At 63.6% G+C, this 12,261-nt stretch carries 11 protein-coding genes; 3 read left to right on the plus strand and 8 right to left on the minus strand.

Annotated features, from left to right (window positions below; genetic code table 11):
* Positions 1–65: 65 nt before the first annotated feature.
* The 8 genes from QDT79_RS10430 to modE form a co-directional block, all read right to left on the minus strand.
* On the minus strand, positions 66–413 hold the full coding sequence (locus tag QDT79_RS10430; RefSeq protein WP_107227296.1) for a PsiF family protein: 348 nt from the start codon (positions 411–413) through the stop codon (positions 66–68).
* Positions 414–610: 197 nt separating this feature from the next.
* The gene (gene galM, locus QDT79_RS10435; protein ID WP_107227297.1) at positions 611–1,645 is read right to left on the minus strand and encodes a galactose-1-epimerase; all 1,035 of its coding nucleotides are present in this window, start codon (positions 1,643–1,645) and stop codon (positions 611–613) included.
* Positions 1,639–2,790 (minus strand): galactokinase, encoded by a 1,152-nt coding sequence (gene galK / locus QDT79_RS10440; protein ID WP_107227298.1) that lies wholly within the window; start codon positions 2,788–2,790, stop codon positions 1,639–1,641. The genes galM and galK overlap by 7 nt, the downstream gene beginning before the upstream one ends.
* Complete coding sequence (gene galT / locus QDT79_RS10445; protein WP_107227299.1) at positions 2,787–3,839, minus strand: galactose-1-phosphate uridylyltransferase; 1,053 nt, start codon at positions 3,837–3,839, stop codon at positions 2,787–2,789. Before galT ends, galK begins: the two co-directional genes overlap by 4 nt.
* Before the next feature lie 285 nt (positions 3,840–4,124).
* Positions 4,125–4,946 carry a CPBP family intramembrane glutamic endopeptidase gene (locus tag QDT79_RS10450; RefSeq protein WP_308316464.1) on the minus strand — a complete coding sequence of 274 codons (822 nt, stop codon included), beginning with the start codon at positions 4,944–4,946 and terminating at the stop codon, positions 4,125–4,127.
* Between the two features lie 167 nt (positions 4,947–5,113).
* The gene (locus QDT79_RS10455; RefSeq protein ID WP_063991127.1) at positions 5,114–5,686 is read right to left on the minus strand and encodes a cysteine hydrolase family protein; all 573 of its coding nucleotides are present in this window, start codon (positions 5,684–5,686) and stop codon (positions 5,114–5,116) included.
* A gap of 95 nt (positions 5,687–5,781) precedes the next feature.
* On the minus strand, positions 5,782–7,269 hold the full coding sequence (modF, locus tag QDT79_RS10460) for a molybdate ABC transporter ATP-binding protein ModF (protein WP_107227316.1): 1,488 nt from the start codon (positions 7,267–7,269) through the stop codon (positions 5,782–5,784).
* A 90-nt stretch (positions 7,270–7,359) separates the two neighbouring features.
* Complete coding sequence (modE, locus tag QDT79_RS10465; RefSeq protein WP_063991128.1) at positions 7,360–8,151, minus strand: molybdenum-dependent transcriptional regulator; 792 nt, start codon at positions 8,149–8,151, stop codon at positions 7,360–7,362.
* Between the two features lie 189 nt (positions 8,152–8,340).
* Between modE and QDT79_RS10470 the strand changes: the two genes are divergently transcribed.
* Genes QDT79_RS10470 through QDT79_RS10480 form a run of 3 tightly spaced genes read left to right on the plus strand, consistent with a single transcriptional unit; the run spans position 8,341 to position 12,260 of the window.
* Positions 8,341–10,503 (plus strand): TonB-dependent siderophore receptor, encoded by a 2,163-nt coding sequence (locus QDT79_RS10470; RefSeq protein WP_308316465.1) that lies wholly within the window; start codon positions 8,341–8,343, stop codon positions 10,501–10,503.
* Positions 10,504–10,507: 4 nt separating this feature from the next.
* Positions 10,508–11,503, plus strand: coding sequence for an ABC transporter substrate-binding protein (locus QDT79_RS10475; protein ID WP_308316466.1), 996 nt, complete (start codon positions 10,508–10,510; stop codon positions 11,501–11,503).
* A gap of 1 nt (position 11,504) precedes the next feature.
* A complete protein-coding gene (locus QDT79_RS10480; RefSeq protein WP_063991131.1) occupies positions 11,505–12,260 on the plus strand; it encodes a class I SAM-dependent methyltransferase in 756 nt (251 codons plus the stop codon).
* The last annotated feature ends 1 nt before the right edge of the window (position 12,261 follow it).

Here is a 12,261-nt window from a genome sequence, read left to right on the forward strand (position 1 = left end):
GCTGGCGCTGCGAGGGGGAAATGGCGCGCCGAAATCGCTCCGGGCGCGCCGTGGCGCGGGGAAAATCAGGCCGATTTTTTCAGGCAGTTGCTCATGAAGGTTTTACGCGCGTCGCCCTTCAGATCCTTGGTCTTGGCGTCGGCGTTGCAGCTTTTCATTTTCTGCTGCTGCGGCGTCAGGGTTTTGCCCGTCGCGGCGGAGCCTTCGGATTTCAGACAGGTGCTCATGAAGGTGGAGCGATCGGCGCCTTTCAGCGATTTGGTGGATGCCTGTTGGTTGCAATCGGTCATGCGTTTCTGTTGGGCCGCCTGCGCCGGAGAAGGCGTTTTCGTCGCCGTCGTCGTGTCGGCCGCCATCAGATTGGTGCTCAGCATTAAGCCCGCCAGCAATGGAAGTGCAGTAATCAGACGCATAGGTGTTCCTTCAGCTATTGATTGGCCGCCATCGGCCGAAAATGGTGACGTTGCACAAGGCGTTGTGCTTATCACGGTAGCCTGAGTGTAGTGTGCGCTTTGGAATAAGGGAAGGTGGGCGCCGGTGGGGGGATAGCGCTAAAAGGTAAGCATTTATAACAAATTGCCCCCGGCCGCACGGCGAGGGGCGTAGCGGGTCAGATAGGATAAAACTGATAATGCGTGGCGCTGCGGTAGCGGCTCCCCGGCTGCAGCCAGCAGTCCGGCTGCGGCCACTCGGGATGGTGCGGGCTGTCCGGCAAAAACTCGCTCTCCAGCGCCACGCCGGCATGGTCGGCGTAGCTGCCGCCATCGCGCGCCGGCGTGCCGGCCAGGTAATTGCCGCTGTAGAGTTGCAGCGCAGGCGCGTCGGTGAACACGCTCATTTGCACTTGCCCGTCGGCGGACCACAAATGGGCCGCCGGGCTCTCCAGCGCCCCACAGGTACGATGCAGCAGGAATGCGTGATCGTAGCCTTTCACCCGTTGCTGGTCCCTGTCGCGCAGGAAATCCTGCAGCAGCGTTTTCGGCTGACGAAAATCCATGCCGCTGCCGTCCACCGGCGTCAGATCGGCGCAGGGAATGCCCTCGGCGTCGACGGGCAGATAGCGATCGGCGAACAACTGCAGCCGCTGGGCGCGTGCGTCGGTGCCGGCGCCGTCCAGGTTGAAATAGGCGTGGTTGGTCAGGTTGACCGGGCAGGGGCGATCGACCTGCGCCAGGTAGCTGATTTCCAGACGATTGTCGTGAGTCAGGCGGTAACAAACCTGCACGTCGAGATTGCCGGGGAAACCCTGATCGCCCTCCGCCGAGTGCAGCGCATAGCAGACCTGTTGCGCATCGTGCTGGACCCGGCGCCAGCGGCGGGCATGAAAACCGTCGGGGCCGCCGTGCAACTGGTGGGCGCCCTGATTGGCAGCCAGCGCATGGGGTTTTCCGTCGATGGGCAGGCTGGCGTTGGCGATGCGGTTGGCGTAGCGGCCGACGGTGGCGCCCAGATAGGCGCCCTGACGCGGGTAGTCCGCCGGGCTGCGGCAGCCGAGCAGCAGCTCGCGTTTTTCACCGGATGTGAGCGGCAAGACGGCGGACAGCCAGGTGGCGCCCCAGTCCATCAGCGTCACCGTCATGCCACCGGCGTTTTGCAACTGGGTCAGCTGATAAGGCTGCCCATCGGGGGCGACTGCCGTCAGCATAGGCCGGCGCCTTGAGAAGCCTGGCAGACATAGAACGTTTCCTGCAATCCGCCGGTTTGCTGCGGATACTCGTACGCCACGGCGGCACGCACCGTCTCCACGAGATCCTGCGGCATCAGCGCGACGATGCAGCCGCCAAAGCCGCCGCCGGTCATGCGCACGCCGCCGCGTGGGCCGATCGCCGCTTTGACGATCTCGACCAGCTTATCGATCGGCGGCACGGTGATTTCAAAGTCGTCGCGCATAGAGGCGTGCGACTCCGCCATCAGCCGGCCCATGCGCTGCAGATCGCCGGCCGCCAGCGCGTCGGCCGCTGCCAGCGTGCGGGCGTTCTCGCTGATCACATGGCGCGCGCGTTTGGCCACTAACGGATCGAGCTGGTGTTGGCGCGCCTCAAACTGTTCGGGGCTGACGTCGCGCAGCGCCTTGACGCCGAAGAACTGAGCCGCTGCTTCGCACTGTTTGCGGCGGGTGTTGTATTCGCTGTCCACCAGCCCGCGTTGCACATTGGAGTTGACGATCACCACCGCGACGTTGTCCGGCATTGGTACCGCACGGGTTTCCAGCGAGCGGCAGTCGATCAGCAGAGCGCTGTCGCGCCGGCCGAGCGCGGAGATCAGCTGATCCATGATGCCGCAGTTGCAGCCGACGAATTGGTTCTCCGCCTCCTGGCCGTTCAGCGCCAGCGCGACGCCGTCCAGCGGCAGCTGATAGAGCGCCTGCAGCGCCTGGCCCACCGCCACTTCCAGCGCGGCGGAGGAGCTGAGCCCCGCCCCTTGCGGCACATTACCGGCGATCACCAGATCCGCGCCGCCAAAGTCGGCGCTGCGGCGCTGAAGGTGTTTCACCACGCCGCGCACATAGTCGGACCAGCGCTGATCGGGGTGGCTGACGATCGGATCGTCGAGCGAGAATTGATCCTGCTGATTCTGATAATCGGCGGCCAGCACGCGGATCTGGCGGTCGTCGCGTTTGGCGCAGGCGATGACGGTTTGGTAATCGATGGCGCAGGGCAGCACGAAGCCGTCGTTGTAATCGGTATGTTCGCCGATCAGGTTCACCCGCCCCGGCGCCTGGAGGGTCAACGCCGGCGCGTAGCCGAAGTGTTCGGTAAACAGGGAATGGGTAAGCGGTTTCAGGCTCATGCTTGGGCTCCGGCTTCACGGTAATGAATATCGCTGACGGCACGCAGACGCGCTGCGGCCTGTTCGGCGGTCAGATCGCGCTGGGTTTCCGCCAGCATCTCGTAACCGACCATAAATTTGCGCACGCTGGCTGAACGCAGCAGCGGCGGGTAGAAATGGGCGTGCAGCTGCCAGTGTCGGTTGTCGGCGCCGTTGAACGGCGCGCCGTGCCATCCCATCGAATAGGGGAAGGAGCACTGGAACAGGTTGTCGTAGCGGCTGGTCAGCTTCTTCAGCGCCAGCGCCAGATCTTGGCTTTGCGCCGCGCTGAGATCGGTAATGCGCTGCACCGCGGCTTTCGGCAGCAGCAGCGTTTCAAACGGCCAGGCGGCCCAGTAGGGCACCACCGCCAGCCAGTGTTCGGTGTTCACCACGATGCGTTCGCCGGCGGCCAGCTCGCGCTGCGCGTAGTCCAACAGCAGCGGGGAGGCATGCTCCTGAAAATACTCGTGCTGCAGGCGATCTTCGCGCTCGGCCTCGTTCGGCAGAAAACTGTTGGCCCAGACTTGCCCGTGCGGGTGCGGATTGGAGCAACCCATCGCCGCGCCTTTATTTTCGAACAGCTGTACCCAGGGGTACTGCCTGCCCAGCTCATCGGTTTGCGCCTGCCAGGCGGCGACCACCTGCTCCAGCGCCGGCAGCGGCAATTCGGGCAGGGTCTTGCTGTGATCGGGAGAGAAGCAGATCACCCGGCTGACGCCACGCGCGCTCTGGCTGCGCATCAAAGGATCCTGGCTGTCGGGCGCCGGCGGCGTATCACTCATCAGCGCGGCGAAATCGTTGGTGAAGACGTAGGTGCCGCGATAATCCGGATTGCGATCGCCGGTGACGCGCGCATTGCCCGGGCACAGGAAACAGTCGGGATCGTGCGCCGGCAGCGTTTCCGTCGGGACGGCCTCTTGTTGGCCCTGCCAGGGGCGCTTGGCGCGGTGCGGTGAAACCAGCACCCACTGGCCGCTCAGCGGGTTGTAGCGGCGGTGCGGATGGTCGATAGGGTTAAATTCCGTCATACGGTTCCTTTCTTGGCGTCGACGAGGGTGTAATCGTTTCCAGTTACCGTCTTAATACGCCCGTTGCTGAACAGGGGGAGGTCATTGCGCAAAAAGATAGCACGCTCGCGACGGTAAAAAGGTGATCTAACGCGAAAAATGGAATCGTTTACACTTCATTGAAATGCGCAGGATGGGCGAAGGAAAGCCGGAGGCAACGTAATTGAGGGCATTGCGATGAGATAACGGTGATAGCGTTTTCACCCAGCTAGCCGGCAAAGAGGGGCTCTCTGCCGGCTTCAGCCGTTAAGGATGCTGATACAGCGGGTAGGTGAAGAACAGCAGATGGGTCAGATTAAGCCCGAAATGGAACAGAATCGGCACCCACAGGCGGCCGCTCCACATCCACGCCAGGCCGTAGATCACCCCGGCCAGCGTCGCGAAGATCACCATCAGCATGCCGCCGGCCAAATGCGCGGCGCCGAACACCAAAGAGGCGACGATCAGCGCCGGCCAGGCGCCCAGCCATTGGCTGAGGCGCTGTTGCAGGTAACCGCGAAACAGCGCTTCTTCGGCCATACAGACGAAGAACAGGTTTGCCATCACGAAAGGCAGCATCCAGGCGGGCGCATGCAGCTCGATTTTTAAGCCACCCAGCGCTACGGCCAGCAGCAACAATGCCGGTACGCTGATGATCAATGCAATCCAGGAACCCGAGGCGATGCTTTTTTCCGCTTTATCGGTTCTGAACAGCGAGGGCAAGCAGGCGAACAGCAGGAAGGGCACCATCGCCTTGTCGAAGTTGTAATACATGGTGAACGGCGCGCTGAGCGGGCCGGCTTTTTCGCCGTCGATCATCAGCTGGTTGTGGATGCCCGGCACCAGATGCAAGAACAGCGCGACGCAGCCGGCGACCACCAACCCTTCGAATGCGATCGCCAGATTACGCTGCTCGCGAAAATGGTGACGCAGCCCCGCCAACGCTACGATCACCAGCAGATAACTCAGGCTGAGTGGCGTCAGTACCCCATGATAAAGCCCCATGCCCGCCGAGGCGGCCAGGATCACCCAGGCGATCAGCCGGTTAAACGGCAAGAAAAATAACGAAGCAGCCAGTACGCCCCACATAATATGTCCCTTTAAAATATGTACACGGCGCTCAGCGCCTTTGCGGCGTGCGATGATGGCGAGATTGAGCGCTAAAGCGGATAGTAGCACACCAAGATGACGCTAAAGGTCGGGGCAGTGACGCATTCGTGCATGATGCCGGCCCACATGACCGGGGGCGATGGGAGTTAGCCTTTCATCCAGGCCTGCGAACGGGTGATTTCGGCCAGATTTTGCAGGGTATCCAGGCTCTGCTGGTGGATCTCTTGCGTGGGGGCTGCGCACAGATCGTGCAGTACGGTCACCTGAAAGCCGGCGTCGTGCGCCTGACGCGCGGTGCTCTCAATGGCGAGCGGCGTGCTGATGCCCGCCAGCAGCAAATGGTGGCACCGATGTTGCCGCAGCCAGGCTAACAAATTGTTACCGGAGAAGGCGCTGACCGCCGTTTTTTCAAACTGCAGATCGGTCTCTTCCTGATGCAGTTCGGGCACCCAGCGGCAGCCCGGGCTGTTTAAACGCAGCGCGCCTATCTGCTTGAGATGGTTGAACAGCGGCGAGTGGGGCGGGATGTCATGATAATCGTCGGCGAAACCCACCCGCACCCAAATCACCGGAATTTTTCGCACCCGGGCATAGGCCGTGGCGGCATTGACGTTGGCGAGCAGGTGGGTCGCCACCCCCTGTTCGCGGCAGTGATTGGCGCGCCCTTTGGACCCGATCAGATCCTCGATCAGGTCGATAATAATCAACGCAGCGGACATGGCGTCTCCAGGAAATGGCCTTCTTTCTTTCTATGATAAAAGGCCAAATGTGATGTGCTGCGGTGAAGTGTTGCCGGATATGTTTACGCCGCGTTTCAGGCGGAGGCCGCCTCCAGCCGTTGCTGTTGGTAGCCGTAGCCGCCTTCGTCGTCGGGCACGAAGCTGAGGCGGTGTGTGATGCACTGCGGCGCGTCTTCGGCATGGTGCGAGACGAACAGCAGTTGGGTGGCGCCCTGGCCGATCAGTACGTCGATGAAGCGGCGCACCAGCTGGCGATTGAGCGGATCCAACCCTTGCAGCGGCTCGTCGAGGATCAGCAGCGCCGGGTGTTTCACCAGCGCGCGGGCGATCAGTGCCAGCCGCTGTTGGCCCCAGGAAAGGCTATGGAACGGGGCATCCCCGCGCGCGCCGTCGAGCCCGAGCAGCGCCAGCCACTGCTCGGTCAGCTGCCGCTGACGATCCGAGACCGCCTGATAAATGCCGATCGAGTCGAAGAACCCCGACAGCACCACGTTGCGCACGCTGGTGTTGACGCGATAATCCAGATGCAGGCTGCTGCTGACGTAGCCGATATGGCGTTTGATTTCCCAAATGGTTTCCCCGCTGCCGCGGCGGCGGCCGAACAGCGTCAGATCGTTGCTGTAGCCCTGCGGATGGTCGCCGGTGATCAAGCTGAGCAGCGTGGATTTGCCGGCGCCGTTCGGGCCGACGATCTGCCAATGTTCACCGGGGTTAACCTGCCAGTCGAGATGATTGAGGATCGGCCGATCGTTATAGCTGACCACGCCGTCGCGCAGGACGATCAGCGGCCGATCCGCCGGCAGGGCCACTTTTTGCGTCGGATCCTCGGTTTCCGGCAGCGCCAGCCCGCTGAGGTTTTCGCTGTGCGCCAGCTGTGCCACCAGCGCGTCCGCCATCACTTGGCGGCGCGGCCCGCGGCTGGTCAGGGTGCAGTCCGCCAGCACGCCCACCTGTCGGACAAAATCCGGGATTTCGTCGAAACGGTTGAGCACCAGCACCACGGTTTGGCCCTGGGCGGAAAGCTCGCTCAGCAACGCGGCGAGCTGCGCGCGCGAGTGCACGTCCAGCCCGTCGAAGGGCTCGTCGAGGATCAGCAGGTCAGGCTCGGGCATCAGCGCCCGGCACAGCAAGGTCTTGCGCGTTTCGCCGGTGGAGAGGTATTTGAAGCGGCGCGTCAGCAGGGCGGTGATGCCGAACTGCGCGGCCAGCCGCTCACAGCGTGCGGCGTCTTTCACCTCTTCCTGAATGATTTCCGCCGCGGTGCGGCCGGTGTCGTCCTCGTCCGCGCTGAGCAGATCGGTGTTGTTGCGTTGCCACTCGTCGCTGACCATTTTTTGCAGCTGTTCGAAAGAGATGCGCACCGCGTGCCGAAAATCGCTGCGGCGCTCACCGCTCAGCAGAACCAGTTCGTCCGCCAGCGCGCGCGCCAGGGCGGATTTGCCGCTGCCGTTGGCGCCGACGAAGGCCCAGCTGTCGCCGGCCTGGATTTCCAGCGCGTCCAGCGTCAGGGTGCGTGTATCGCTTAAGCGGAATGAACCTTGCGAAATATGCAACGACGACATCACCTGTTCCTTTTTTTGCAATTATTTGCCTTAGAAATAGGCGCATTGCAGGGGGATGTCAATCAACAAAAACGCAACGTCACGTTGCGCTTAACACAACGTGGCGACAATCACGCGATCGGCGTTGAACAGGGCGTGTACGGCGGCGCCGACGCTCAGTTGCAGACGCTGCAACTCCGCCGTCGTCAGGGTGGCGCACAGGGTTTCTCCGCCCGCCAGCGTTACCAGCACCTCGCTGTGTTCGGCGCCTGGCTGAATGCCGGCCACCACGCCCGCCAGCACGTTATCCGCACCGGCATGATCCGCCGTCTCGACGCTTAACCGCACCCAGGGCGCCTTGATCAGCGCCAGCACCTCTTTGCCCGGCGTCAGCTGCAGCCGGTCGGCACTTTGCTGGGTAATGGCCGCCGTCAGGCGAGTGGTGCCGTCGTTCAACAAAATCGCCAGATGCTGCTGCACCTGCTGATGATCGCGTTCGATGACGGTGCCGAAGAACTGATTGCGCGCGCTGGTTTGCAGCGAGAAGCGCGAGATGGCCGCCAGCAGGCTGTCGAGCGGCAGATCGTCCTGCTGCAATACGTCGAACGCTTTTTGCTGCACCTGGCCCAGCAGGTCATACAGCTGGATCAACCGCTGGCCATAGTGCGTCAGCTGCGCGCCGCCGCCGCCTTTACCGCCGGTGGCGCGTTCCACCACCGTGTGTTCCGCCAGTTGGTTCATTTCATTGATGGCGTCCCAGGCGCTTTTGTAGCTGATACCCGCCAGTTTGGCGCCCTGGCTGATGGAGCCGGTGTGCTGCACCTGTTTCAGCAGCGCGATGCGGCGCGGATCGGCGAACAGCTTTTGCTGGAGTTTGAGAGTCAGAAGAATTTCGGCCTGCATAGCGCATCCTGTCGGCGGCAAAAATCTTATTGTCGCCGATTTGGCGGCAAAGCGCCAAACGCAGTGCGGTGGAGCGCGGGGCAATAAAGACTGGTATTGTTTTATTGTTATAATATAACATAACAGAAAAACGATAAGGCTTTACGCCGGCTTACGGCCGGTTTTTATTTCACCACAGGGATGCTCCACATGAGTACGACACGCCGGCGTCTTGGCACGCCCAGAAAATCTTTATGCCTTGCCGCCGCTTGGGTCGGCGGCGCACTGACGGCGCCGCTGGCTTTCGCCGCCGACTGCGATAAAGCCCGCAATGCCACGGGGTGCGAAGAACAGCTCACCGTGGAGGCGGCGGCCCCCGCCGGGCGCTACGATGCGTTGAGCGCCGTGAGCCGCAGCGCTTCGCAGCTCGGGCTGACCGCTCGGGAGACGCCGCGAAGCGTCGATATCATCAGCGCAAGGGCGATCCAACAGCGGGGCGATCGCTCGCTGGCCGCCGCCGTCGAGCACGTCACCGGCTTGTCCGGCGTCGCTTCGCCAACGTTGTCCAACAACTTTTCCGCGCGCGGTTTTCGGCCGATCGCCTGGCTGTATAACGGCGTAGAGATGCCCGGCAGCACGCTGCAGCTGGGCGATCCGGCGCATTACGACAGTATCGAGATACTGCGCGGGCCGGGATCGGCCTTGAACGGCCTGAGCGCCGCAGGCGGCAGCGTCAACCTGATCTCGCGGCGACCGACCTTCAGCCGCCAGCCGCTCGAGCTCGATTATGGCTTCGGCAGCTACCGCAGCCAGCGTCTGCATCTGGGGGCCGGCGGCGCGCTGGTGGACGATGCGGTGGCGTACCGGTTGGATGTCAGCGGCAACGACAGCGGCAGCAACGTGCAGTATGAACGCGATCGGCAGAAGCGGGTTTCCGGCTCGCTGCTGTTTAAGCTGACGGACGATGCGCTGTTGACGCTGAGCCTGGACCGCATGCTCAACCGCACCAACAACCCTTACTACGGCACGCCGCTGTTGGATGGTCGCATTGCCGGCGAACTACGCGACATCAATTACAACAACCTGACCGACAGCCGCATCCAGAGCAACGCCACCGCATTTCAGGCCAGCCTGGACTGGTTTATGACGCCCGAAGTGGAATGGCATAACCAATTCTATTACTACAGCGGCTTTCGCGAATGGCGCAACGTCGAGCGTTTCCGCGTCGCGGCGGCGGCCCGGCCCGGCGACGTCAACCGTGACTCCTTCGGCGCTCTGGCGCACGACGACGATCTGATCGGCAACCGCAGTTCGCTGGTGTTCGACCGCGCCATCGCCGGTTTCGATAACCGGTTGCTGGTCGGTCTCGATCTGAGCAAGCGGCATTTTCAGTATTACTCCAACGGTTTCCCCGGTTCGGAAGACGTGCCGCTTGGCGCGCCGCCCAGAGAGCCGTTCGCCCAGGGTACCGACCGGCAACGCGCGCCGGTGCGCCACGTCACCCAGAACCAGTACGCCGCCTTTCTCGAGGATCGCTTCAGCCTGACCGAGCGTTTAGCGCTGCTGGGCCAGTTGCGCTACAACCATATGAACATGGACTGGCGCTTCCAGGGGCCGCAGGAAGAGAGCCGCGCGCACACCTACGTTTTCAGTACCTGGAGCCTGGGCCCCAGTTATGCATTGACCGATAACCTCACGCTCTACGCCAACTACACCACCGGCCAGGAGCCGGGCAACGATCTGTTCTTCCTCAGCCCAACGCAGACCGATCTGCCGCTGACGCGAGCGCGTCAGTGGGAGGCCGGCGCCAAAGGGCAGTTTTGGGGTAACAAGGGCGAGGCGACGCTGGCGCTGTACGAACTGCGCAAGGACAACCTGTTTGTGCCCGACGCGCAGCGGCCGGATGCATTGAACGCGGTAGGCCGGCAGACGTCGCGCGGCATTGAGCTTGGCGTGGTGCTGCGCCCCGACGAGCGCTGGGAGCTGGCCGGCAACGCCGCCTACACGCCCGCCCGCTACGACGACTATCGCGGCGGCAGCCCGCTGCGCAGCTATAACGGCAATCGCCCGGCCTATATCCCGGACTGGACCGCCAACCTCAGCGTGCATTATCAGGCGACGGAGCGCCTGGGGCTGGCTTCTTCGCTGCGCTACGTCGGCAGCAGCTACAACGACGACGCCAACCGGCGCAAGATGCGCGCGTACACCACGCTCGATCTGGCGGCAGACTATCAGCTGACGCCGATCGTCGATGTCGGTTTTCGCATTCGCAACGCCACCAACCAGCTGTACGCCTATCAGCGCACCTACCCGGATCAGGCGCTGATCGCGCCGCCGCGCAGCTATGAAACCTTCGTGTCGGTCAGGTTTTAACGGCGTGAAACGCTGGCTTGCCCTGCTGTTGTGCGCCCTGGGATTGGGCGGGGGCGCGCCGCTGCGTGCCGATGCCGTCAGCCTGCAAAATTGCGGGGTAACGCGCGATTACCCGCAGCCGCCGCAGCGGGTGCTGGTTTACGCCAACCCGGCGCTGGAAAATCTGCTGGCGCTGGGGCTGGCCGCCCGCGCGATCGGCGTGGTCGGGTATGACCGCGCGCGCGATCCCGCGCCGACGGCGCCGGCCGATGCGCTGCGGGCGCCCACCAGCCCGGCGCCGCCCACGGCGGAAGCGTTGCTGCTGATGCGGCCGGATTTTGTCTATTCGGCCAGCTATTACTGGCTGCACAGCCCGGAAACGCCCGACCGGGTGCGGCTGGCGGAATGGGGCATCGGCACTTATCTCTCTCCCGGCGCCTGCAGCGGTCAGCAAAGCGCGATCGCCGCGGCGCTGACGTTCGAAGACATTTTCACCGAGCTACGGGAGCTGGCGCGTATTTTCAACGTCAGCCGCGCCGGTGAAGCGCTGATCGAACGGCTGCGCGGGCAGCTGAGGGCACTTGAGGCGCAGCGCGCGCCGCTGCCGCATTGGCGTCTGCTGTGGTGGTATGCCGGCGCGCAGACGCCTTATGTGGCGGGCTGCTGCGGCGCGCCAGGCTTGCTGAGCCGCAGCGTCGGCAGCGAGAACCTGTTCGGCGATCGGCCCGAGCTGTGGCCGACGGTGTCCTGGGAAATCATCGCCGCCCGCGATCCGGATGCGATCGTGCTTGGCGATCTGCCGCGCGGCGGCCTCGGCGACAGCGCGGCCGACAAGATCGCCTTTCTGGAACATCACCCGCTGACCGCGACGCTGCGCGCCGTGCGCCAGCGGCGCTACGTGATCCTCCCCGGTTACGACATGGACCCTTCCGCCCGCACCGTGGCGGCGCTGGGCCGTTTGATTCGGGGCCTGGCGGCCTTGCCGCCGCAGGCTCCGACTTTTTCCAACAAGGAACCTTGATATGACTGCCGTTTCATTCTCTTCGCTGCTGGACTCCTGGGATCGCCAGCAGGCGGCCTACATCGCCGAACGGGAAGCGCGTTTTAACGCCCAGCTGGACGTGCTGGCGCTGGCTGCCGGCCAGGATTTTCACGTGGTGGATCTGGCCTGCGGCCCGGGCTCGCTGAGCCTGCGCATTTTACAGCGCTTTCCACAGGCCAGAGTGACCGCCATCGATCTTGATCCGCTGCTGCTGGCGGTGGCGCGCGGCGCGCTGGCGGAATACGGCGATCGGATCCGCATTCTGCAGGCCGATCTGGCGGATCCAGCCTGTTTTTCCGCGCTGTCCGGCCCCGCGCCGCAGGCGGCGGTGTCCAGCACGGCGCTGCACTGGCTGATGCCAGAGCAGCAGCTGGCGCTGTACCGCAACGTCGCCGGGTTGCTGGCCGACGGCGGCGTATTCCTCAACGCCGATCATCAGCGCTATGACCCGCGTCAGCCGCGGCTGAAAGCGTTGGCGGAGCGGCATGATGAGCAGACCCAACAGCGCGCCTGGGACAACGGCGTCGAGGATTGGGATCGTTGGTTCGCGGGCGCGCTGCAATCACCGGCGCTGGCCGCTTATCAGGCCGAGCGTGAAGCGCTGTTCGCCGGCCGCCCGGTGCCGCCGCCGACGCCGGTGGATTTCCAGCTCGCGGCCCTCAGGCAGGCCGGTTTCAGCGAGGCGGGGACGGTGTGGCAGCTGTTGGACGACTATGTGATCGCAGGCTGGAAATAGC

Source organism: Serratia marcescens, from assembly GCF_029846115.1.
Taxonomy (GTDB): Bacteria; Pseudomonadota; Gammaproteobacteria; order Enterobacterales; family Enterobacteriaceae; genus Serratia; species Serratia marcescens_L.